The organism is Cellulomonas sp. ATA003 (assembly GCF_031582905.1).
In the GTDB taxonomy this organism is placed as follows: Bacteria; Actinomycetota; Actinomycetes; order Actinomycetales; family Cellulomonadaceae; genus Pengzhenrongella.
Genome location: NZ_CP133990.1, coordinates 1,605,572 through 1,628,791, shown reverse-complemented (window position 1 = coordinate 1,628,791; position 23,220 = coordinate 1,605,572). Strand labels below are relative to the sequence as shown.

Sequence of the window (23,220 nt, the reverse complement as noted above, 5' to 3'; positions counted from 1 at the left end):
TGGCGCTGGGTCCTAGGCGGCGTCGCCACGGGCGACGAGCTCTCGGGCCAGCTGGCGGTACGCGGCCGCACCCGGGTGGTTCGGCGCGTAGGACGTGATCGGCTCGGCCGCGACCGACGCGTCCGGGAACTTGACCGTGCGGCCGATGACGGTGTGCAGCAGCGTGTCGCCGAAGGCCTCGTGGACGCGCGCGATCACCTCGCGGGAGTGCAGGGTGCGCGAGTCGTACATCGTCGCGAGGATGCCGTCGACCTCGAGCCGCGGGTTGAGGCGGTCGCGGACCTTCTCGATGGTCTCGACCAGCAGCGCGACACCGCGGAGTGCGAAGAACTCGCACTCGAAGCGGGATCAGCACGCCGTGCGCGGCGGTGAGCGCGTTGACGGTGAGCAGGCCGAGCGACGGCTGGCAGTCCACGAGGATGACGTCGTACTCGTCGACCACGGGGCGCAGCACGCGGGACAGGACCGACTCGCGGGCCACCTCCCCGACGAGCTGGACCTCGGCCGCGGACAGGTCGATGTTGGCCGGCAGCAGGTCGAGGTTCTCGATCTCGGTGGTGCGCACCACCTGACGGATGTCGGCCGTCCGCTCCATCATGAGGTTGTAGATCGTCAGGTCGAGCTCGTGCGGGCTCACGCCGAGGCCGACGGAAGCAGCGCCCTGCGGGTCGAAGTCGACCACGAGGACCCGGCGGCCGATCTCCGCGAGCGCGGCACCCAGGTTGATCGTCGTCGTCGTCTTGCCGACGCCGCCCTTCTGGTTGCACATCGCGATGACGCGGCCGGGCCCGTGGGAGGCCAGCGGCGCCGGCACCGGGAAGTCGGGGAGCGGCCGGCCCGCGGGGTCCAGAGCGGGGGCGTCCGTGCTGGTGGACGGTCCGGAGGAGGCCTGGCTGGTCACGCGCCCAAACCTACCGCAGGGCTCCGGCGCCCCTGGCACCGGCGTCACCGTCAGCGCAGCGCGCGGGGTGCGCCGCGGCGTAGACCTCGCGCAGGGTGTCCGGCGTCACCAGCGTGTAGAGCTGCGTCGTCGTGACCGAGGCGTGCCCGAGCAGCTCCTGCACCACCCGGACGTCCGCCCCGCCCGCGAGCAGGTGCGTGGCGAACGAGTGCCGCAGCGTGTGGGGTGAGATGTGGTCGGCACCCGGCAGGCCGGCGCGCTGCGCGGCGACCCGCAGGACGGCCCAGGCGCTCTGCCGGCTGAGCCGGGCCCCGCGCGTGTTGAGGAAGAGCGCCGGCGTGCCGCGGCCGGTGGCGGCCAGCGCCGGCCGCGCCCGCACGAGGTAGGCCTCCACCGCCTCCACCGCGTACGAGCCGACGGGCACGACCCGCTGCTTGCCGCCCTTGCCGAGCAGCCGCACCGCGGCGCGACCGGGCGTGAGGTCGACGTCGTCGATGTCGAGACCCACCGTCTCAGAGATGCGCGCGCCGGTGGAGTAGAGGAGCTCGAGGATGGCGCGGTCGCGCAGCGGCCGCGGTCCGTCGCCGATGCTCGCGGCCTGGAGCAGCCGTTCGACGTCGTCGGTCGAGATGGCCTTGGGCAGGCGCCGCGGCTGGGCGGGCGGGCGGACGGTGCTCGCGGGGTCGGAGCCCACCAGCCCCTCGAGCGCGCAGAAGCGGTGCCAGCCGCGTACTGCGACCACGGCGCGTGCGGCCGACGACGCGGAGAGCGCCGCACCGCCGTCGGACCCGGTGCGCAGGGCCACCACGAAGTCCTCGACGTCGGCCTCGGTGATCTCCGCCGCCGTCGCGCGGCCCCGGTCCTGCAGGTAGGTGACGTAGCGGCCGAGGTCGCGCCGGTAGGCGGCGAGCGTGTTGGCGGACAGCCCGCGCTCCACCGTGAGGTGGGCGAGGTACTCCTGCACGACGCCGGGCAGGGCCCCCGTGGTCACGGGACCCTCAGAAGGGCAGGAAGGGGTCGACCGCGACGGCGAGGAAGAGCAGCGTCAGGTAGGTGATGGAGAGGTGGAACAGCTTCATCTCACCGAGCTTGACGGTGCCCGGACGCTGCGCGCGGCGGTACAGCGCGACGCAGCCCGCGATGAACCAGGCGCCGAGCGCGGTGGCGACCACGGCGTAGACCCACGTCATCGACGCCAGCGGGACCAGGACGAGCGAGCACGCGACCATCGCGGCCGCGTAGACGATCACCTCGGAGGCGACCCGGCGGTCGCCTGCGACGACCGGGAGCATGGGGACGCCGGCGGCGGCGTAGTCGCGTCGGAACTTCATCGACAGCGGCCAGTAGTGCGGCGGCGTCCAGAAGAAGATGACGCCGAACAGCGCGACCGCGGACCAGCTGAGGGACGCGGTGACCGCGGACCAGCCGATGAGCACCGGCATGCAGCCTGCGATGCCGCCCCAGACGATGTTCTGCGGCGTCCGGCGCTTGAGGATCATGGTGTAGCCGACGACGTACACCAGGATCGCGCCCGCCGTGAGCAGCGCCGAGACCACGTTGACCACGAGCGCGAACCAGGTGAGGGACACGACGCCCAGCACGAGGCCGAACACCAGCGCGTTGCGCGGGGTCACCTCACCGGTGACCAGCGGGCGCCGCTTGGTGCGGTTCATCAGCTTGTCGATGTCGCGGTCGAGGTAGCAGTTGAGGACGTTCGCGGAGCCCGCCGCGGCGGCACCGCCGACGAGCGTGGCCAGCACGAGACCCAGGGACGGGAAGCCGCCGGCGGCGAGGATCATCGTCGGCAGCGTCGTGACGAGCAGCAGCTCGATGATCCGCGGCTTGGTCAGCGCCACGTACGCGCCCACCACGGACCGCGCCCGGGCCGGGCCCGCGGCGCGGTCGCCGACGACGGGTCCGCGCTGCGCACCTTCACGGAGGTGACCGGTCGCCACCGGGGGTTGGGCGCCGCCGGCGTCCTGTCGATCGGTACCGAGCTGGGAGTGGGCACGCTCTGCGATCTTCCGTTCCTCGGGGCGGGTCGGCCGGCTCGACGCCGGGCCGGGTGCGGCCGGGGGCGGCCGACCGTCCTGCCCGGCCATGGTAGGCCCACGCTCCCCCGCCGGGCCTTTCCCCGCGCGGGTCCCGGCTGTGATCTTCCTCCCCGGCCGTGCTCGCCGCGGTCGTCGGAGGTCGTCGGGGGTCGTCGGCGGCGTGGACGCGGGCGGCGTCCGGGGGTCCGCGTCCCGCTCTGCGGCCCACCCGGCCGCGATCCCGCGGGGTCGCTAGTCTCGAGACAGACGGCCGCACGGGCGTGCGGCTGCCCGTCATGAGAGGCGACGTCCCGGACCGACGTGTCCGGGCAGAGAAGAGGTTCGGTGAACGCGTTCGACCCGGCTGCCCCCTCCAGTGGTCCGATCTCGACCGGAAGGCGGTCGACACCGTCCGCGTCCTGGCGGCTGACGCCGTCGAGAAGGTCGGCAACGGACACCCCGGCACGGCGATGAGCCTGGCCCCGGTGGCCTACCTGCTGTACCAGAACCGGATGCACCTGGACCCCGCGGACCCGCACTGGCTGGGTCGCGACCGGTTCGTGCTCTCCGCCGGGCACTCGAGCCTGACCCAGTACATCCAGCTCTACCTGGCCGGGTACGGCCTCGAGCTGGAGGACCTGCAGGCGCTGCGCACCTGGGACTCCAAGACCCCGGGCCACCCCGAGTTCCGCCACACCACCGGCGTCGAGATCACCACGGGACCGCTCGGCCAGGGCCTGGCGAGCGCCGTCGGCATGGCGATGGCCGCGCGCCGTGAGCGCGGGCTGTTCGACCCCGAGGCCGCCCCCGGGACGAGCCCTTCGACCACCAGGTCTTCGTCATCGCGTCCGACGGCGACCTCCAGGAGGGCGTCACCTCCGAGGCCTCCTCGATCGCCGGCACGCAGGAGCTCGGCAACCTCACCGTCCTGTGGGACGACAACCACATCTCGATCGAGGGCGACACCGACATCGCCTTCACCGAGGACGTCATGAAGCGGTACGAGGCGTACGGCTGGCACGTCCAGTTCGTCGACTGGACCAAGACCGCCGACGGCTCCGTCTACCACGAGGACGTCGAGGCCCTCGACGCCGCCCTCACCGCGGCCGCCGCCGAGACCACCCGCCCGTCGATCATCGGCCTGCGCACGATCATCGCCTGGCCGTCGCCGGGCAAGCAGAACACCCACGGCGCGCACGGCTCCAAGCTGGGCGGCGACGAGGTCAAGGCGCTCAAGGAGGTCCTCGGCTTCGACCCCGAGAAGACCTTCGAGGTCGACCCCGAGGTCATCGCGCACACCCGCCGGGTGGGCGAGCGGAACGGTGCCTACCGGCAGGAGTGGGAGGGGAAGTACGCCGCGTGGCGTGAGACCAACCCCGACCGCGCCGCGCTGCTGGACCGGCTCCAGGCCGGCAAGCTGCCCGACGGCTGGGCCGACGCGCTGCCGACCTTCCCGGCAGGCAAGGCCGTCGCCACCCGGGCCGCGTCCGGTGAGGTGCTGTCCGCCCTCGCGCCGGTGCTGCCCGAGCTGTGGGGCGGCTCCGCCGACCTCGCCGGCTCGAACAACACGACGATGAAGGGCGAGCCGTCCTTTCTGCCCGAGCACCGCTCGACGCACGAGTTCGCCGGCAACGAGTACGGCCGCACGCTGCACTTCGGCATCCGCGAGCACGCGATGGGCGCGATCCTGTCCGGCATCGCGCTCCACGGCCCGACGCGCCCCTACGGCGGGACGTTCTTCACGTTCAGCGACTACATGCGCGGTGCCGTGCGCCTCGCGGCGCTCATGGGCATCGGCGTCACCTACGTGTGGACGCACGACTCCATCGGTCTCGGCGAGGACGGCCCGACGCACCAGCCGGTCGAGCACCTGACCGCCGTGCGCGCCATCCCCGGCCTCGCCGTCGTCCGCCCCGCGGACGCCAACGAGACCGCCCAGGCGTGGAAGTCGATCCTCGAGCGATTCGACGAGCCGGTCGGCCTCATCCTCACGCGGCAGAACGTCCCGACGTTCCCGCGCGGCGAGGACGGCTACGCGACGGCCGACGGCGTTGCCCGCGGCGCGTACGTGCTGCTCGAGGCGAGCAACGGCGAGCCGGAGGTCGTGCTCGTCGGCACCGGCTCCGAGGTCCAGCTCGCGGTCGCCGCGCGCGAGACGCTCGAGGCCGAGGGCATCGGAACCCGGGTGGTGTCCATGCCGTGCCAGGAGTGGTTCGCCGAGCAGGACGAGGCGTACCGCGAGTCGGTGCTCCCCAGCGCGCTGCGCGCCCGGGTGTCGGTCGAGGCCGGGATCGCGATGTCGTGGCACCGCATCGTCGGCGACGCCGGTCGCACGGTCTCCCTCGAGCACTACGGGGCGTCCGCCGCCTACGAGAAGCTCTACGAGGAGTTCGGCATCACCGCGGACGCCGTCGTCGCCGCCGCCCGGGAGTCGATCTCCGCCGCGCGCGGGGACGCCCCGACCGGCAGCACCCCCGGCGCACCCACCGACAGCAAGGCCGGGGACCAGCTCTGAGCTCGCCTAGCGGACCCGTACGCGACACTTCCCAGGAGGACGCTGTGACCGACACCGCCCGTGCCACCACCCCGCTCGACACCCTCTCGGACGCGGGGGTCGCCGTCTGGCTCGACGACCTCTCGCGGGAGCGTCTGCGGACGGGGAACCTCGCCGACCTGATCCGGGACCACCGGGTCGTCGGCGTGACGACGAACCCGTCCATCTTCGCCTCGGCCCTGTCCAAGGGCAGCGCCTACGACGAGCAGCTCGCCGAGCTCGCCACCGCCGGCGTCGACACCGAGGCCGCCGTGCTCCAGATCACGAGCGACGACGTCCGTGAGGCGGCCGACGTGCTCAAGCCCGTCTACGACGGGAGCGGCACGGTCGACGGCCGGGTCTCCCTCGAGGTCGACCCGCGCCTGGCCAAGGACGGGGACGCCACGATCGCGCAGGCCCGCGAGCTGTGGGCGAGCATCGACCGGCCGAACGCGTTCATCAAGATCCCGGCGACCCAGGAGGGTCTGCAGGCGATCGAGGACGCGATCGCGGAGGGGATCAGCGTGAACGTCACGCTGATCTTCTCCATCGAGCGGTACGGCAAGGTGATCGACGCGTACATGGCCGGGCTCGAGCGCGCACAGGCCGCGGGCCACGACCTGGCCCCGATCGGCTCCGTCGCGTCGTTCTTCGTGTCGCGGGTGGACGCGGCGATCGACCCCAAGCTCGACGAGCTCGGCACCGACGAGGCCAAGGGGCTGCGCGGCAAGGCCGCGATCGCCAACGCCCGCCTCGCCTACGCGCTGTACGAGGAGCGGACCGCGACCGAGCGGTGGCAGAAGCTGGCCGCGGCCGGGGCCCGTCCGCAGCGTCCGCTGTGGGCCTCCACCGGCGTGAAGGACAAGGCGTACCCCGACACGCTGTACGTCGACGAGCTCGTCGTCGCCGGCGTGGTCAACACGATGCCGGAGGCGACGCTGCTCGCCGTCGCCGACCACGGGCAGGTGCGCGGCGACACGGTCTCGGGCACCAAGGCCGAGGCGGAGGCCGTCATCGAGGGGCTGCGCGGCCTGGGCATCGACATCGACGACGTGACCGAGGCCCTCGAGGCCGAGGGCGTCTCGAAGTTCGAGGCCAGCTGGACCGAGCTGCTCGCCACCGTGTCCGACGGGCTGGCCCGCGCGGCCGGGAACGACAGCACCGAGGAGGCCGGTCAGTGAGCACGGACGACGCGCGCACCGGCGACGCCGACGGCGGCTGGGTCCTCGCCTGGGCCGGCGAGGGTGACGCCGCCGTGCTCGAGGTGACGGCCGCGGGGGCCGCCGCACGCGCGGTCGCCGCGCACGCCCCGACGCTCGTCGCCGACCGCGTGGCGTCCCGCATCGCCGGGCACGACGCGACGCTGTGGGGCCCCGAGGCCGAGGAGGAGTCCGCCAAGCGGCTCGGGTGGACCGACCTGCACACCACGACGCGCGAGATCCTGCCCGAGCTCGAGGCGCTGCGCGCCGGGCTCGCGGCGGAGGGCATCGACCGCGTCGTGCTCGCGGGCATGGGCGGCTCCTCGCTCGCCCCGGAGGTCATCACCCGCACGGCGGGCGTGCCGCTCGTCGTGCTGGACTCGACCGACCCGGGTCAGGTGCGCGCCGCCCTGGAGGGCGACCTCGCCCGCACGGTGATCGTCGTCTCGAGCAAGTCCGGTGGGACCGTGGAGACGGATTCGCAGCGGCGCGTGTTCGAGACCGCCTTCACCGAGGCCGGCCTCGACGCGACGCGTCACATCGTGGTCGTGACGGACCCGGGCTCGCCGCTCGAGCAGTCCGCCCGGGACGCCGGCTACCGCGCGGTGTTCCTCGCCGACCCGAACGTGGGGGGCCGGTTCTCCGCGCTGTCCGCGTTCGGCGTCGTCCCGTCGGCGCTGGCCGGGGTGGACGTCGGCGAGCTGCTCGACGAGGCCGCGGCGGTCGCCGAGCTCCTCGCCGAGGACGCCGAGTCCAACCCCGCCGTCGTCCTCGGCGCAGCCCTGGGCGGGACGTCGCCGCTGCGGGACAAGCTCGTGATCGTCGACGAGGGGTCCGGCATCGTGGGGCTCGGCGACTGGGCCGAACAGCTCATCGCCGAGTCGACCGGCAAGAACGGCACCGGCCTCCTGCCGGTGGTGACCACGAGCCCGGCGGCCGAGCCGCCCGAGCTCGCCTCTCCCGCCGACGACGTCCTCGCCGTCCGCCTCGTCGCGATGGCGGACGAGCCCGAGGGCGACGACGACGCACAGGTCGCGGCTCCCGGTGACGAGGTCACCGTGGCCGGTCCGCTGGGCGCCCAGATGCTGCTGTGGGAGTACGCCACCGCGATCGCCGGGCGCCTGCTCGAGATCAACCCGTTCGACCAGCCCGACGTGGAGAGCGCCAAGATCGCCGCGCGCGGCATGCTCGACGCCACGCCGGAGCCCGAGCCGGCCGCGTTCTCCGACGACGGCATCGAGGTCCGGGCGACACCCGGCCTCGTCGACGGCGTCCAGGACGTCGAGGGCGCCCTCGCGGCGCTGCTCGGGACGCTCGGGGACCGCGGCTACCTCGCGGTCATGGCGTACCTGGACCGCGAGGCGCACAGCGACCTCGCGGGCGTCCGGGACGCGCTCGCCGCGCGGACCGGCCGCCCGGTGACGTTCGGGTGGGGGCCGCGGTTCCTGCACTCGACCGGTCAGCTGCACAAGGGTGGTGCGCCGATCGGCGTCTACCTGCAGATCACCGGCGACGCGGGCACGGACCTCGAGGTGCCGGACCGTCCGTTCACCTTCGGCCGGCTCATCGCGGCGCAGGCCGCCGGCGACGCCACCGTGCTGGCCGACCACGGCCGACCGGTACTGCGGCTGCACGTGACGGACCCGGCGGCGCTGTCCCGGCTGGCCACCCTGCTCGGCGCCGGCGCGGACGCATGACGCCGGCACCCGTGGCGCAGGGCGCCAACCCGCTGCGGGACCCCGGGACCGCCGGCTGCCGAGGATCGCCGGGCCGTCCGGCCTGGTGATCTTCGGCGTGACCGGCGACCTCGCCCGCAAGAAGCTCATGCCGGCCGTGTACGACCTCACCAACCGGGGACTCCTGCCGCCCGGGTTCGCACTCACCGGGTTCGCCCGGCGCGACTGGGAGACCCAGGACTTCGCCGAGGTCGTGCACGACTCGGTGAAGAAGTACGCGCGCACGCCGTTCCGGGAGGCGACCTGGGAGCAGCTCGCGGAGGGCATCCGCTTCGTCCAGGGCGAGTTCGACGACGACGCCGCGTTCGAGCGCCTCGCGAGCACGGTCAGCGAGCTCGACGAGAAGCGCGGCACCAACGGGAACCACGCGTTCTACCTGTCGGTCCCGCCGAGCGCGTTCCCGCTGGTCTGCCGCCAGCTCGCGAAGTCCGGGCTGTCGGAGTCCAAGCCCGACGCGTGGCGCCGGGTCGTCATCGAGAAGCCCTTCGGTCACGACCTCGCCAGCGCCCAGGCGCTGAACGACGTCGTCAGCGAGGTCTTCTCCCCCGACGACGTCTTCCGCATCGACCACTACCTGGGCAAGGAGACGGTCCAGAACCTGCTGGCGCTGCGCTTCGCGAACCAGCTGTTCGAGCCGATCTGGAACGCCAACTACGTCGACCACGTGCAGATCACGATGGCCGAGGACATCGGCATCGGTGGTCGCGCCGGCTACTACGACGGCATCGGCGCGGCCCGCGACGTCATCCAGAACCACCTCCTGCAGCTCCTCGCGCTGACCGCCATGGAGGAACCGGTGTCGTTCGACGCCAAGGACCTGCGCGCGGAGAAGATCAAGGCGCTCTCGGCCGTCCGGCTGCCCAAGGACCTGTCCCTGCACACCTCGCGCGGGCAGTACACCGCGGGGTTCCAGGGCGGGGAGAAGGTCATCGGGTACCTGGAGGAGGAGGGCTTCGACGAGGAGTCCACCACCGAGACGTACGCCGCCGTCCGGCTCGACATCGACACCCGACGCTGGGCCGGGGTCCCGTTCTACCTGCGCACCGGCAAGCGGCTGGGGCGGCGGGTCACCGAGATCGCCGTCGTCTTCAAGCGGGCCCCGCACCTGCCGTTCGAGTCGACCGCGACCGCGGAGCTCGGCAAGAACGCGCTCGTCATCCGGGTGCAGCCGGACGAGGGCGTCACGCTCCGGTTCGGCGCGAAGGTCCCGGGGACCGCGATGGAGGTCCGCGACGTCACCATGGACTTCGGCTACGGCCACTCGTTCACCGAGGCGTCGCCCGAGGCCTACGAGCGCCTCATCCTCGACGTGCTGCTCGGCGACCCGCCGCTGTTCCCGCGGCACGAGGAGGTCGAGCTGTCCTGGAAGATCCTGGACCCGATCACCGAGTTCTGGGCGTCCGGTGGCAAGCCCGACCCGTACCGCGCGGGCACCTGGGGCCCGGCGTCGGCCGACGAGATGATGGCGCGCGACGGCCGCACCTGGCGGCGACCGTGAACCGTCCCCCTTCCCCGCCCGGAGGCGTCCCGCGTGATCATCGACCTGCCCAGCACCACCACGAACGACGTCAACAAGCGGCTGGTCAAGCTGCGCGACGAGGGCGGCGCGGTGGCCCTCGGGCGCGTGCTGACCCTCGTCGTCGACGTCGGCCGGCACGACGTCGAGGAGGCCATCGAGGCCGCGAATGACGCGAGTCGCGAGCACCCCTGCCGGGTCATCGTCATCACCGAGGCCGCGCAGGGGGCCGACGACGCCGAGGAGGGTGGCCTCGACGCCCAGATCCGGCTCGGTGGCGACGCCGGCGCGAGCGAGGTCATCGTGCTGCGCCCGTCGGGGCAGGTCGTGCCCGAGGGCGACACGCTCGTGATCCCCCTGCTGCTCCCGGACGCCCCCATCGTCACCTGGTGGCCGTACGAGCCGCCCGAGGACCCGGCGAACCACCCGCTGGGCCGGATGGCGCAGCGGCGCATCACCGACTCGACCGCGTGCGACGCCCCGCAAGAGGTGCTGCGCCGGCTCGCCGACGTGCACCAGCCCGGTGACAGCGACCTGGCGTGGACACGCATCACGCTGTGGCGCGGCCTGCTCGCCGCTGCCCTCGACCAGCCGCCCTACGAGTCCGTGGACCGGGTCGTGGTCAGCGGGCAGACCACGCACCCGTCGGTCGACCTCCTCGCGGCGTGGCTCGCCGAGGAGCTCGACTGCCCCGTCACGGTCGAGCGGGACGACGACGCGCAGGCGATCACCCGGGTGAGCCTCGAGCGTCGCTCCGGCGAGATCGTGCTCGACCGGCCGGACGGCAAGACCGCCGCGCTGCGCCAGCCCGAGCAGCCCGAGCACCGCATCGCGCTGCCGATCCGTCAGCTGCGCGAGTGCCTCGCCGAGGAGCTGCGGCGGCTCGACCCCGACGAGGTCTACGCCGAGACGCTGACCCGCGGGCTGGCCCGGGTGCCCGCATGACCCGCGCCGTCGTCGTGCACCCGGACGCGGACGTGCTCGCCGAGGCCGCCGCGGCCCGGCTGATCACGCGGCTGCTCGACCTGCAGTCGGTCCGACGGCCGGTGCACGTGGTCCTGACCGGGGGCACCGTCGGCACGAAGACCCTCGCCGCGGTGGCCCGCCACCCGGCCCGGGCCGCCGTCGACCTCACCGGTGTCCACCTGTGGTGGGGCGACGAGCGGTTCCTGCCCACCGGCGACCCGGAGCGCAACGAGACCCAGGCGCGCGACGCGCTCCTCGACGCGCTCGGCGAGGAGCTGCCCACCGGCAACGTGCACGCCATCCCCGCCCAGGACGCGTCGGTGACCACGCCCGAGGAGGCCGCGGAACGCTACGCGACCGAGCTCGCCCGGTTCGCCCCGGAGTCCGCGGCGGTCGCCGTCCCGGCCTTCGACATCGCGCTGTTCGGGATGGGCCCGGACGGGCACGTCGCGTCGCTGTTCCCCGGGCACGCCGCGCTCGGGGTGTCGGGCACGGCGACCGTGGGGGTGCACGGCTCCCCAAGCCGCCGCCCGAGCGGGTGTCGCTGACGTTCGACGCGATCCGCTCCGCACGCGAGGTGTGGGTCGTGGCGGCCGGGGCGGAGAAGGCCGACGCCGTCGCCTCGGCCCTGGCGGGCGCGCCCGTCGAGCAGACGCCGGCGGCGGGCGCCGTCGGGCGTGAGCGGACGCTGTGGCTCCTCGACGTCGCCGCGGCCGCGACCGACTGAGCTGCCCGCGCGCGGACGCGCCGCCCCTCCCGTCATGGGAGAGCGCGGGGTGCCGGACCGTGCGACGATCGGAGGGTCGGGACGCGGGCGACGCGGCAAGCGGGCGGACGGTGACCTCTGTGGCTGTTCGATTCATGGCCCAGGTGACGGGGCTCTCCCCGGGCGACCATGTCTGCTGGCCGTTCCACGGGATGGCCGGACTCGTCCCGGCTGCCGGCGACTACGTCGTCGAAGGGCTGCGGCGCCGGGAGCGTGTGACGTACTGCCGCCTCGGCCCTGGCGGCATCCGGTACGGCCACGTGTCGGACGCCGACGAGGTGGGCTCGTCGGCGGCGGCCGACGCACCGGTGCTCGTCCGGCTCGAGTCGGACCCGGCATGGCAACCGTCGGCGGACCCGACCGAGTACCTCGGGTCGATGGTGGGCGCCGCCCTGGCCGACGGCTACACCGGGCTCCGGCTCCTCACCGACGCCACCGATCTCGCCGAGGACTCCGCGCGCGCGCCACCTGGGTGCGCTCGGAGCACCTCATCGACCGGTACAGCCCGCACCACGCGCTGACCATCGTGTGCGGCTACGACGTCGACCGGCTCGGCGACGTGCCCGTGGCCGAGGCCGCGTGCGTCCACGCGCGGACGGGCGGGATGCCCTGCTCCTTCTTGCTGCACGCCACCGACGACGACGGACGCCTCGGTCTGGCCGGTGAGGTCGACCGGAGCTCGGCTCCGGGGCTCGGTCGCGCGATCACCACCATCGCCGCCGGGCTGCCCGCTCCCTGGTCCTCGACCTCTCCGAGCTCGTCTTCATCGACCACACGGGTCTGGTCGAGCTGCACCGGGCAGCCCTGACCTCCGGGACACGGGTGGAGCTGGTGGGCGGGTCACCACTCGTCGCCCTGCTGGTGGACGCCCTGGGCCTGGACCGCCTCAGCGTGCCGGAGCGGTCGTGACCCCGCTGTGCAGGGGACGGGCGCCTTCCGGCACGATCTCGTGCTGCACGACGGGCCGGCCGAGCTGCTCGAGATGATGGTCCCCTTCGTGCGCGACGGCACCGCGGCCGGGGAGCACGTCCTCCTGCTCGGGGAACGCGACTTCGTCGACGCCGTCGTGGCCGAGGTGCCCGAGGTGGACCCCGTGCACGTGCTCGCGGAGCGCCACGGCCAGCGGTTCCCGGGGCGGGAGCTGCACCGGGCGCAGCGGGCACTGGCCCAGCTCGACGACACCGGGCGACGCGTGCGGATCGTCAACCAGATGCCGCCGATGACCGCCCAGCAGTGGCTCGGGTGGCGTCGCTACGAGGCTGCGGCGAACGTCGCACTGGCCCCGTACCCGGCGTGGGGCAAGTGCGCGCACGACCTCGCGCACCTCGATCCGCGCTGGCTGGACGAGCTACGGGCCAGTCACCCCTCCGTCCATACCGCCACGGTGGACGGCAGCAACCCGGGGTACGACGAGCGAGCGGACGACACGCAGGGCTTCTTCGACGTCCCCCGCCACCCGGTGGAGGCCACCGAGCCGACGCTGACGCTCGTCGGTCCGACCGCCGCGGCGGCCCGCCGCGCTGTGGGCGGCATCGCGGCCGCCAGCGGGCTGTCGCCGACGGCCAGGGAGTGCGCCATCCTCGCCACCAGCGAGACCGTCACCAACGCCTCGGTCCACGGTCTGCCACCCGTGCGCCTACGCGCATGGTCGGCCCCCGGCCGGGTGACCGTGGCGGTCAGCGACGGCGGCCGCGGTCCGCACCCCTCGTGGGCATGCTCGCCGAGCTGCCCGAGAGCCCGTCCGGCCGGGGCATGTGGATGGTCCACCTCTTGATCGCAGAGGTCCACCACCGCCGGGCCGACGACGGCTACACCATCACGTTCAGCGTCGACGACAGCGCCGACGGCTCCGTCGTCTGACCCGGCGGTCGGTCGTCGGCGCTCAGCCGCCGCGGCGGGCGCGGAGCGCGGCGAGGGCCTCATCGAGGATCGCCTCGCCGTCCTCGTCCGTCCGGCGCTCCTTCACGTACGCGAGGTGCGTCTTGTACGGCTCGTTCTTCGCCGGTGCCGGCGGGTTCGCCTGGTCCTGACCGGCCGGGTACCCGCACCGGGGGCAGTCCCAGGTGGCGGGCGCCTCGCGTCCCGCCTCCTCGGCGAAGCTCGGACGGGTCTCGTGCCCGTTCGAGCACCAGTAGGAGATGCGGACGCGGGGAGCGCTGTCGCCGCGCTCCGCCTCGCCCATGGGTCCGGCGCCTACGCGCGAGCCACGGATGGCACTGCCACTCGCCACGGTCGTTCCTCCGGTGTGTGGTCGGTTCGGGTCGTCGTCGCGGGGACGGTCAGCTGGACACGCGCTGGACCAGGCCCAGCAGCACGATGACCACGGCCCACAGCACGGCCGTCATGACCGTGATGCGGTTGAGGTTGCGCTCCGCCACGCCGGAGCTGCCGATGTTGCTCGTCACCCCACCGCCGAACATGTCGGACAGCCCGCCACCCTTGCCCTTGTGCAGCAGGACGAGCGGGATCAGCAGCAGGCTGGTGAGGACCAGCAGCAGCTGGAGTGAGATACGCAGGGCGTCCATGGAGTTCGGTCGCTTCCTCAGCGGGTGGCACGAGATCGATCAGGCGGCACCGGCGGCGCCGGGTCAAGGGTAGGCGACGACCACCCGATCCGACGAACACCCTCGCCGTGTCGGCCGGGTGGGTCACGTCGGACCGGGTGGTCGTCACCCGGGTGGCGGTCAGGCGGTCGCGTGCGCCTGGTAGCGGGCGATCTTCGCGAACTCCTCCGCGTCGAGGCTTGCACCGCCGACGAGGGCGCCGTCGACATCGGGCTGGGCCATGATCGACGCGACGTTCCCGGACTTGACCGAGCCGCCGTACAGCACCCGCACGGCCGCGGCGACGTCGCCGTCGTACAGCTCGGCGAGGCGGCCGCGGATCGCGCCGCAGACCTCCTGGGCGTCCTGGGGCGTGGCCACCTCGCCGGTGCCGATGGCCCAGACGGGCTCGTAGGCGATGACGACCTGGGCCGCCTGGTCCGCAGGGATCCCGTCCAGTGCGCCGTCGAGCTGGGCGAGCGTGTGGGGCACCTGCTCGCCGGCCTTGCGCACCTCGAGGGCCTCGCCGACGCACACGATCGGGACGATGCCCTGCCCGAACGCGGACTTCGCCTTGGCGTTGACCAGTGCGTCGTCCTCGCCGTGGTACTGGCGCCGCTCGGAGTGCCCGACGGCGACGTAGGAGACGCCGAGCTTGGCGAGGAACACCGGCGAGATCTCCCCGGTGTAGGCGCCGGACGTGTGCGCCGAGACGTCCTGCGCGCCGTACTTGAGCTCCAGCTTGTCGGCGTCCACGAGGGTCTGCACGCTGCGCAGGTCCGTGAACGGCGGCAGGACGGCGACCTCGACGGCCGTGAAGTCGTGCTTGGCGTCCCCCAGGGTCCAGGCGAGCTTCTGCACGAAGTGCGTCGCCTGGTGGTGGTCGAGGTTCATCTTCCAGTTCCCCGCCATGAGCGGGGTACGGGGGTGGTGGTGGCCACGGTGGCTCCTTCTGCGTTGGGGTGCTGGATCAGCTGTCGAGGACGGCGATGCCGGGGAGGTCCTTGCCCTCGAGGAACTCCAGACTCGCCCCGCCGCCGGTCGAGATGTGGCCGAAGCCGGCCTCGTCGAAGCCGAGCCGGCGCACGGCGGCGGCGGAGTCGCCGCCACCGACGATGCTGAAGCCGCCGTCGGCGCCCGCGTCGACGAGGGCCTGCGCGACGGCACGCGTCCCACCGGCGAACGCCTCGAACTCGAACACGCCCATCGGTCCGTTCCAGACGATGGTCTTCGCGTCGACGATCTTGCTCGCGAACAGCTCCGCGGACGCCGGGCCGATGTCGAGCCCGATGCGCTCGTCCGGGATCGCGTCGGCGCCGACGACGTCGTGCGGGGAGTCGGCGGCGAAGGAGTCGGCCACGACGATGTCCGTGGGCAGCACGATCTCGACACCGGCCTCGGCGGCCTGGGCCAGGTAGCCCTTGACCGTCTCGATCTGGTCCTCCTCGAGCAGCGACTTGCCCACGGAGTGACCCTGCGCGGCGAGGAAGGTGAACACCATGCCGCCGCCGATGAGGAGACGGTCGGCCTTGGTGAGCAGGTTCGCGATCACGCCGAGCTTGTCGGAGACCTTCGAGCCGCCGAGCACGACGACGTAGGGGCGCTCGGGGTTCTGGGTCGCGCGCCGCAGCGCCTCGACCTCCTTGAGCACGAGACCACCGACGGCGGCCGGGAGCACCTGCGCGATGTCGTACACCGACGCCTGCTTGCGGTGGACGACGCCGAAGCCGTCGGACACGTAGGCGTCGGCGAGCTGGGCGAGGTCGGCGGCGAGCGAAGCACGCTCGGCGTCGTCCTTGGAGGTCTCACGCGGGTCGAAGCGGATGTTCTCCAGGAGGGCGACCTCGCCCTCGCCGAGCGCGGCGACCGTCGAACGCGCGGAGTCGCCGACCGTGTCCTCGGCCAGGTGCACCGGGCTCCCGAGCAGCTCGCCGAGCCGTGTCGCCACGGGGGCGAGGGAGTACTTCGCGTCGGGGGCGCCCTTGGGGCGGCCGAGGTGTGCGGCGACGACCACCTTCGCGCCGGCGTCGAGGAGACGGCGCAGCGTGGGGACGGCGGCGCGTACGCGGCCGTCGTCGGTGATGGTGGTGCCGTCGAGGGGGACGTTGAGGTCGGCGCGGACCAGGACGCGTGTGCCGCGCAGGTCACCGAGGTCGTCGATCGTCTTCATGCTGGGGGCCTTCCGTCGGGCGGGTGGGTCGTCACGCGACAGCGTCCGCGTGCCCGGCGACCGTGGGGTCGCGCCGGGCACGCGGACGCATGTTCAGTGCGGGGTGGACGCGGAGGTCAGAGACGCTCGCCCACGTAGGTGGTCAGCTTGACGAGCGAGTTGGAGTAGCCCCACTCGTTGTCGTACCAGGAGACGACCTTGACCTGGTCGCCGATCACCTTGGTGAGGCCGGCGTCGAAGATCGAGGACGCCGGGTTGGTGACGATGTCCGAGGAGACGATGGGGTCCTCGGTGTAGACGAGGATGCCCTTGAGCTCCTCGGTCTCGGAGGCCGCCTTGATCGCCGCGTTGACCTCGTCGACGGTGACCTCGCGGCCGGCCGTGAAGGTGAGGTCGGTCGCCGAGCCGGTCGGGACCGGGACGCGCAGCGCGTAGCCGTCGAGCTTGCCCTTGAGCTGCGGGAGCACGAGCGAGACGGCCTTGGCCGCACCGGTCGACGTCGGGACGATGTTGATCGCCGCGGCGCGGGCCCGGCGCAGGTCCTTGTGGGGGCCGTCCTGCAGGTTCTGGTCACCGGTGTACGCGTGGATGGTCGTCATGAGACCACGCTCGATGCCGAACGCCTCGTCGAGCACCTTCGCCATGGGGGCGAGGCAGTTCGTCGTGCAGGAGGCGTTGGAGATGATGTGCTGCGTGGCGGCGTCGTACTCGGTGTGGTTGACACCGACGACGAACGTCGCGTCCTCGTTCTTGGCCGGCGCGGAGATGATGACCTTCTTGGCGCCGCCGTCGATGTGGGCCTTCGCCTTGGTGGCGTCGGTGAAGAAGCCGGTCGACTCGATGACGATGTCGGCACCCAGCTCGCCCCAGGGCAGGTTGCCCGGGTCACGCTCGGCCAGCACGCGGAACGACTTGCCGTTCGCGGTGATCGAGGTGTCGTCGTAGGTCACCTCGCCGTCGAGCACACCGAGCACGGAGTCGTACTTGAGCAGGTGCGCAAGCGTCTTGTTGTCGGTGAGGTCGTTGACACCGACGATCTCGATGTCAGCACCGGATGCCACGATGGCCCGGTAGAAGTTACGTCCGATGCGGCCGAAGCCGTTGATACCGACGCGGGTGGTCACAATGCCCTCCTCAGCGCCGGCGCGAGCCGGCGCACACAGTTGCCTTGACGGACGATCACGCACGGCGCTGTGCGACCCGGGGCCGCGAACAGGCACAGCAAAGGCCCGCTCGCCAGCCGCCGGATGGCACCGAGCCTATACCCCGGGCCGCGGCCCGGAGAGACCGAGGTCACCCTGCGGACCTGTGTCCATGGTGTAAGGGACATGGCCCCCTCGCTGGGAAAACGCTGTCCAACGGCCCGAAGTCGGGAGTCCCGGGGTACGCCCGCCGGTCGGGTGTCCGCGGCCACGCCGCGGGTCGGGTGTGCGCGGCCACGCCGCCGGTCGGGTGTGCGCGTCCACGCCGCCGGTCGGGTGTGCGCGTCTACGCCGCCGGCTCGGGCCGACAGGCCGCGAGCGGCTCGGCCACCGTGCCCGGCGCCGTACGCTCGACGGCCGTCAGAGGTCCAGGAGATCCGGGCTCAGACCGGCCTCGGTGTCCGGGATGCCCAGCTCGGCGGCCTTCTTGTCCGCGGTGGCCAGCAGGCGGCGGATGCGACCGGCGACGGCGTCCTTGGTGAGCACCGGGTCGGCCAGCTTGCCCAGCTCTTCGAGCGACGCCTGCTTGTGCGCGAGGCGCAGCTCGCCCGCCTCCCGCAGGTGCTCGGGCAGGTCCGGGCCGAGGATCTCGAAGGCCCGCTCGACCCGGGCACCGGCCGCGACGGCCGCGCGTGCCGACCGGCGCAGGTTGGCGTCATCGAAGTTGGCGAGGCGGTTCGCGGTGCCGCGCACCTCGCGGCGCATGCGCCGCTCCTCCCACACCATCATCGCGTCGTGCGCGCCGAGGCGGGTGAGCATCGCGCTGATCGCGTCGCCGTCGCGGATCACGACGCGGTCGACGCCGCGGACCTCGCGCGCCTTCGCGGTGATGCCGAGCCGGCGCGCGGCACCGACCAGCGCCAGCGCGGCCTCCGGCCCGGGGCAGGTGATCTCCAGGGACGCCGATCTCCCCGGCTCGGTCAGCGACCCGTGCGCGATGAACGCACCCCGCCACGCTGCCTCGGCCTCGCCGACCCCGCCGGACACGACCTGCGGCGGCAGCCCGCGCACCGGGCGCCCGCGGTTGTCGAGCAGGCCGGTCTGGCGGGCGAGCGACTCGCCGTCCTTGACCACGCGGACCACGTACCGGCTCCCCGGCGGATCCCGCCCGCGGACACGACGATGACGTCGCTGGTGTGCCCGTAGACCTCCGCGATGGCCTGGCGCAGGCGCCGGGCGGCGATCCCGGTGTCGAGCTCGGCCTCGATGACGATGCGACCGGAGATGATGTGCAGCCCGCCGGCGAACCGCAGGGTCGCCGACACCTCCGCCTTGCGGCACGCGATCTTGTCGACCTGGAGTCGAGCGAGCTCGTCCTTCACCTGTGCCGTCAACGCCATGGCGTCATCCTGCCATCCTCCTCCGACGGACCCCGACGGGTCCGGACCGCACGAGCGCCGCCTCGGTGCGCGCTACGCCGGCGTCCCGACGTCGCCGAGGAAGTCGTCGAAGACGTCACGGAAGGCGGCGGCGAGGCGCAGGGGGTCGTGCCGTGGGCTGCCGTCCCCGGTCCGGACCTGGCGCAGCAGCAGGCGGGCGCCCATCGCCGCGGCGGCGTCCACGAGCGGCGCGACGTCGTCCACGGCGCGCGGGTCGGCGACGACGGCGTCGATGCGCAGCTCCGGGGCGTGGTGGTGCAGCACCTGGAGGTGCTCGGTCGCGGTCATCCCGGCGGTCTCGCCCTCCTCCTCCGGGGAGAGGTTCAGCGTCACGCACCGCCGGGCCGTCGTCCGGTGCAGCGCCGCGGCCAGCTCGGGGACGAGCAGGTGCGGCAGCACCGACGTGAACCACGACCCGGGCCCGAGGATGACCCAGTCGGCCGCCTCGATCGCGGCGACGGCCTCCGGGCAGGCGGGCGGGTCCGGCGGCACGAGGCGCACCTGCTCGATGTGCCCGGGGGTGATCGCCACCGCGCTCTGGCCGTGCACCACTCGGCGCACCGGTGCCCCCGCGGCGCCGTCCGCCCCCGGGGTCACCGCGAGCACGTCCGCCTCGATCGCGAGCGGGACCGCCGCCATGGGCAGCACCCGGCCGCGCGCCCCGAGCAGCCGGCCGACCCAGTCGAGGCCCGCCACGGTGTCCCCGAGCTGCTCCCACAGCGCGACGATCAGCAGGTTCCCGACGGCGTGCTGGTCGAGGTCCCCGCTCGAGCGGAACCGGTGCTGGAGCAGGTCACGCCACGTGCGTCCCCAGTCCGAGTCGTCGCACAGCGCCGCCAGCGCCATCCGCAGGTCACCGGGCGGCAGCACGCCGAGCTCGTCGCGCAGCCGACCGGACGAGCCGCCGTCGTCGGCGACCGTGACGACAGCGGTCAGGCGGTCCGACATGAGCCGCACCGCCGAGAGCGTCGCCGCCAGCCCGTGCCCGCCGCCGAGCGCGACGACGGCCGGGCCCACCGACCCCGTGCTCATGGGGTCACTCCTTGCCGAGGTCGCGCGCACCGACGATCACGTGCTGGCCGCGGGCGCGGAGCTTCGCGCCGATGGCCTCGCTGATCGCCACCGAGCGGTGCTTGCCGCCGGTGCAGCCGACCGCGATCGTGACGTAGCGCTTCTCCTCCTGCAGGTAGCCGGCCAGGATCGGCTCGAGCGCGTCCACGTAGCGGTCGATGAACACCTGGGCACCGGGGAGGTTGAGTACGTAGTCGCGGACCGGGGCGTCCCGGCCGGAGAGGTGCCGCAGCTCGCTGACCCAGTACGGGTTCGCGAGGAAGCGCACGTCGACGACGTGGTCGGCGTCCAGCGGGATGCCGTACTTGAACCCGAACGACAGCACGTTGATGCGCAGCGCCTCCTCCGCGCCGCCGGAGACGACCTTGCGGACCTCGCGGGCGAGGTCGTGCACGTTGAGCTCGGAGGTGTCCAGGACGACGTCGGCCTGCTCCCGGAGGTCGGAGACGAGCTCCCGCTCGGCGGCGATGCCGTCGAGGATGCGCCCCTCTCCCTGCAGCGGGTGCGGCCGGCGCACCTGCTCGAACCGCCGGACCAGCACCTCGTCCGTGGCGTCGAGGAACAGCACGCGGTAGTCGGTGCCGGCCGCGCGCATGTCCGCGAGCACCTGCGCGAGGTCGGCGAAGAACTCACCGCCGCGGGCGTCCACCACGGCGGCGAGACGCTGCACACCGCCGGCCGGGCCACCACGCTGCATCATCCCGACGAGCGGTGTGAGCATCGTCGCGGGCAGGTTGTCCACGACGTACCAGTCCAGGTCCTCCAGGACGGTCGCCGCCTTGCTGCGCCCGGCGCCCGACATCCCGGTGATGATCAGCACCTGCGCGCTGCTCAGACGGGGGCGCGCGTGGTGGCCTCGAGGGCCGGGATCCCGTGCGGGACGGTCAGCGGATCGGGTTCACCGGTCATGCCCCCAGCATGCCAGTCACGCCGGCGACCGCTCGGGCGGGGGCGTCAGCAGGGGCGTCGGTGGGGGCGTCGGCGCGGTCGTCGGCGGGGCTATCGGCGCGGTCGTCGGCAGGGTCGTCGGCAGCGGCTGCGGGACCGGTGCTCTCCTCGGCCACGGCGACCGGTCCGGGGTCGGCGGGACCTGCCGCGGCTGCCCCGGGTGCGACGGAGTCGGGGGCGGCGAGTGCGGCGACCACGGCCGCGGCGGTGCGGGCGCCCATGCCGGGCACGGACGCGATCTCTTCGGCCGACGCGGCCCGCAGCCGCTTGAGCGACCCGAAGTGCTTGAGCAGCGCGCGCGAGCGCGCCGGCCCGAGCCCCGGCACGTCGTCGAGCGCGGACGCCGTCATGCCCTTCGTCCGGCGGCGCCGGTGCGCGGTGATCGCGAAGCGGTGCGCCTCGTCGCGGACGCGCTGCAGCAGGTAGAGGCCCTCCGAGCTGCGCTGCAGGATCACCGGGTAGTCCTCCCCGGGAGCCACACCTCCTCGAGCCGCTTCGCGAGCCCGCACAGCGCGACGTCGTCGACGCCGAGCTCGGCCAGGGCACGGGCGGCGGCCGCGACCTGCGGCGGCCCGCCGTCGACGACGACGAGGTTGGGCGGGTAGGCGAACCGCCGGTGCTCGCCCACCTCGGCCGGGACCTCGCCGCCGGCGAGCGTGCCGCCCCCGCGCCGGGCACGACGGCGTCGTCGTCGTCGCCCGCGCCCATCTCCAGGTCGCCGGTGGCAGTGCGGTCCGCGACGTACCGGCGGAACCGGCGCGTGATGACCTCGTGCATCGCGGCGGTGTCGTCGCGCGCGCCCTCGCCGTCCGGGCCGCGGACGGCGAAGGTCCGGTACTCGCTCTTGCGTGCCAGGCCGTCCTCGAACACGACCATGGACGCCATCTGGTGGGTGCCCTGGGTGGTCGAGATGTCGTAGCACTCGATTCGCAGCGGCGCGGTCGGCAGGTCGAGCGCCTCCTGGATCTCGCGCAGCGCCTGGCTGCGGGTGGTGAGGTCGCCCGCGCGCTTGGTGCGGTGCAGCGCGAGGGCGTGCTCGGCGTTGCGCCGGACCGTCTCGGCGAGCTCGCGCTTGTCCCCGCGCTGGGGCACCCGGACGTCGACCCGGCTGCCGCGCAGGCCGGAGAGCCAGGCGGCGACCTGCGGGGCGTCCGGCGGCATCACGGGGACGAGGACCTCGCGCGGGACGACCGCGGTGCGGGTCGCGGCGGATGCCGGCTCGCCCCGGGACCGCGAGCCGTTCCCGGCGAGGGCGTCCTCCTCGGCGCCGTACACCTGCTGGAGCAGGTGCTCGACGAGCTCGCCGTCGGTGACGTCCTCGACCTTCTCCACGATCCAGCCGCGCTGCCCGCGGATCCGGCCGTCCCGCACGTGGAAGACCTGCACGGCCGCCTCGAGCTCGTCGCCGACGAGGGCGAAGATGTCCGCGTCGGTGCCGTCCTGGAGCACGACGGCGTTCTTCTCCGTCGCGCGCTCGAGCGCACCGATGTCATCGCGGAGCCGGGCGGCCTGCTCGTAGTCCTGGATGGCGGCGGCCTCGCGCATGCGCTCGGTGAGCCGGCGCGTGAACTTCGCGGTGTCCCCGGCCATGAACGCGCAGAAGTCCTCGGCGAGCGCGTGGTGGTCGTCGGGGCTGATCCGCCCGACGCACGGTGCGGAGCACTTGTCGATGTACCCGAGCAGGCACGGGCGCCCCTGCTGGTTCGCGCGCTTGAAGACCCCGGAGGAGCAGGTGCGCACCGGGAACACGCGTAGCAGCAGGTCGACGGTCTCCCGGATCGCCCACGCGTGCGCGTACGGCCCGAAGTACCGGGTGCCGGGGCGCTTCGCGCCGCGCATGACCTGCACCCGCGGGAACTGGTCGGAGAGCGTCACGGCCAGGTACGGGTAGGACTTGTCGTCGCGGTACTTGACGTTGAACCGCGGGTCGAACTCCTTGATCCAGGAGTACTCGAGCGCGAGCGCCTCGACCTCGGTGCCGACGACGGTCCACTCCACCGACGCCGCCGTCGTCACCATCGTCTGGGTGCGCGGGTGCAGCGCGGACAGGTCCTGGAAGTAGCTGCTCAGCCGGGGGCGCAGGCTCTTCGCCTTGCCGACGTAGATGACCCGGCCGTGCGCGTCGCGGAACCGGTAGACGCCCGGCTGGTCCGGGATCTGCCCCGGGGCAGGGCGATAGGTCGCGGGATCGGCCATGGTGACGAGTTTAGTTCGCCCCTCCGACAGCCCCGGACGCCCCGGACCGCACCACTAGGTT

15 protein-coding genes and 7 pseudogenes are annotated in these 23,220 nt (G+C 73.3%); 10 read left to right on the top strand and 12 right to left on the bottom strand.

Annotated features, from left to right (window positions below):
- Nucleotides 1–12 precede the first annotated feature (12 nt).
- The 3 genes and pseudogenes from REH70_RS07955 to REH70_RS07945 form a co-directional block, all read right to left on the bottom strand.
- Nucleotides 13–901: pseudogene (locus REH70_RS07955) on the bottom strand (ParA family protein).
- Between the two features lie 10 nt (nt 902–911).
- A complete protein-coding gene (gene xerD, locus REH70_RS07950; protein ID WP_310753596.1) occupies nt 912–1,892 on the bottom strand; it encodes a site-specific tyrosine recombinase XerD in 981 nt (326 codons plus the stop codon).
- 7 nt (nt 1,893–1,899) lie between these two features.
- Complete coding sequence (locus REH70_RS07945; RefSeq protein WP_310754196.1) at nt 1,900–2,772, bottom strand: heme o synthase; 873 nt, start codon at nt 2,770–2,772, stop codon at nt 1,900–1,902.
- 458 nt (nt 2,773–3,230) lie between these two features.
- On the opposite strand from REH70_RS07945, the pseudogene tkt reads away from it, so the two are divergent.
- The 10 genes and pseudogenes from tkt to REH70_RS07895 all read left to right on the top strand — a co-directional run bounded on the left by tkt (nt 3,231) and on the right by REH70_RS07895 (nt 13,424).
- A pseudogene (gene tkt, locus REH70_RS07940) lies at nt 3,231–5,449 on the top strand (transketolase).
- A 44-nt stretch (nt 5,450–5,493) separates the two neighbouring features.
- On the top strand, nt 5,494–6,648 hold the full coding sequence (gene tal / locus REH70_RS07935) for a transaldolase (RefSeq protein WP_310753595.1): 1,155 nt from the start codon (nt 5,494–5,496) through the stop codon (nt 6,646–6,648).
- A 74-nt stretch (nt 6,649–6,722) separates the two neighbouring features.
- A complete protein-coding gene (locus REH70_RS07930; RefSeq protein WP_310754194.1) occupies nt 6,723–8,363 on the top strand; it encodes a glucose-6-phosphate isomerase in 1,641 nt (546 codons plus the stop codon).
- Nucleotides 8,360–9,900, top strand: a pseudogene (gene zwf, locus REH70_RS07925) (glucose-6-phosphate dehydrogenase). The gene REH70_RS07930 and the pseudogene zwf overlap by 4 nt, the downstream one beginning before the upstream one ends.
- A gap of 33 nt (nt 9,901–9,933) precedes the next feature.
- Nucleotides 9,934–10,863 carry a glucose-6-phosphate dehydrogenase assembly protein OpcA gene (gene opcA / locus REH70_RS07920; protein WP_310753593.1) on the top strand — a complete coding sequence of 310 codons (930 nt, stop codon included), beginning with the start codon at nt 9,934–9,936 and terminating at the stop codon, nt 10,861–10,863.
- Nucleotides 10,860–11,611, top strand: a pseudogene (gene pgl / locus REH70_RS07915) (6-phosphogluconolactonase). The gene opcA and the pseudogene pgl overlap by 4 nt, the downstream one beginning before the upstream one ends.
- 119 nt (nt 11,612–11,730) lie before the next feature.
- Nucleotides 11,731–12,171: a hypothetical protein gene (locus tag REH70_RS07905; RefSeq protein WP_310753590.1), complete on the top strand. Its 441-nt coding sequence runs from the start codon at nt 11,731–11,733 to the stop codon at nt 12,169–12,171.
- Entirely contained in the window at nt 12,123–12,458 is a 336-nt protein-coding gene (locus REH70_RS07900) for a hypothetical protein (RefSeq protein WP_310753589.1), read from the top strand. The genes REH70_RS07905 and REH70_RS07900 overlap by 49 nt, the downstream gene beginning before the upstream one ends.
- The gene (locus REH70_RS20555; RefSeq protein ID WP_396134738.1) at nt 12,386–12,559 is read left to right on the top strand and encodes an STAS domain-containing protein; all 174 of its coding nucleotides are present in this window, start codon (nt 12,386–12,388) and stop codon (nt 12,557–12,559) included. The genes REH70_RS07900 and REH70_RS20555 overlap by 73 nt, the downstream gene beginning before the upstream one ends.
- 40 nt (nt 12,560–12,599) lie before the next feature.
- Nucleotides 12,600–13,424, top strand: a complete 825-nt coding sequence (locus tag REH70_RS07895) for a sensor histidine kinase (protein ID WP_310753587.1) — start codon at nt 12,600–12,602, stop codon at nt 13,422–13,424.
- A gap of 108 nt (nt 13,425–13,532) precedes the next feature.
- Here the strand turns inward: REH70_RS07895 and REH70_RS07890 are convergent, their stop codons facing one another.
- The 9 genes and pseudogenes from REH70_RS07890 to uvrC all read right to left on the bottom strand — a co-directional run bounded on the left by REH70_RS07890 (nt 13,533) and on the right by uvrC (nt 23,159).
- On the bottom strand, nt 13,533–13,880 hold the full coding sequence (locus REH70_RS07890) for an RNA polymerase-binding protein RbpA (protein ID WP_310753586.1): 348 nt from the start codon (nt 13,878–13,880) through the stop codon (nt 13,533–13,535).
- A gap of 49 nt (nt 13,881–13,929) precedes the next feature.
- Complete coding sequence (gene secG, locus REH70_RS07885; protein WP_310753585.1) at nt 13,930–14,175, bottom strand: preprotein translocase subunit SecG; 246 nt, start codon at nt 14,173–14,175, stop codon at nt 13,930–13,932.
- A gap of 159 nt (nt 14,176–14,334) precedes the next feature.
- Nucleotides 14,335–15,105 carry a triose-phosphate isomerase gene (gene tpiA / locus REH70_RS07880; RefSeq protein ID WP_310753583.1) on the bottom strand — a complete coding sequence of 257 codons (771 nt, stop codon included), beginning with the start codon at nt 15,103–15,105 and terminating at the stop codon, nt 14,335–14,337.
- Nucleotides 15,106–15,163: 58 nt separating this feature from the next.
- Entirely contained in the window at nt 15,164–16,363 is a 1,200-nt protein-coding gene (locus REH70_RS07875; protein WP_310753581.1) for a phosphoglycerate kinase, read from the bottom strand.
- Nucleotides 16,364–16,479: 116 nt separating this feature from the next.
- Nucleotides 16,480–17,487 (bottom strand): type I glyceraldehyde-3-phosphate dehydrogenase, encoded by a 1,008-nt coding sequence (gene gap, locus REH70_RS07870; RefSeq protein WP_310753580.1) that lies wholly within the window; start codon nt 17,485–17,487, stop codon nt 16,480–16,482.
- 438 nt (nt 17,488–17,925) lie between these two features.
- Nucleotides 17,926–18,905: pseudogene (whiA, locus tag REH70_RS07865) on the bottom strand (DNA-binding protein WhiA).
- Nucleotides 18,906–18,977: 72 nt separating this feature from the next.
- Nucleotides 18,978–19,976 carry a uridine diphosphate-N-acetylglucosamine-binding protein YvcK gene (gene yvcK / locus REH70_RS07860; protein ID WP_310753579.1) on the bottom strand — a complete coding sequence of 333 codons (999 nt, stop codon included), beginning with the start codon at nt 19,974–19,976 and terminating at the stop codon, nt 18,978–18,980.
- A 4-nt stretch (nt 19,977–19,980) separates the two neighbouring features.
- Nucleotides 19,981–20,924: pseudogene (gene rapZ, locus REH70_RS07855) on the bottom strand (RNase adapter RapZ).
- Nucleotides 20,921–23,159: pseudogene (gene uvrC, locus REH70_RS07850) on the bottom strand (excinuclease ABC subunit UvrC). The pseudogenes rapZ and uvrC overlap by 4 nt, the downstream one beginning before the upstream one ends.
- Between the last annotated feature and the right edge of the window lie 61 nt (nt 23,160–23,220).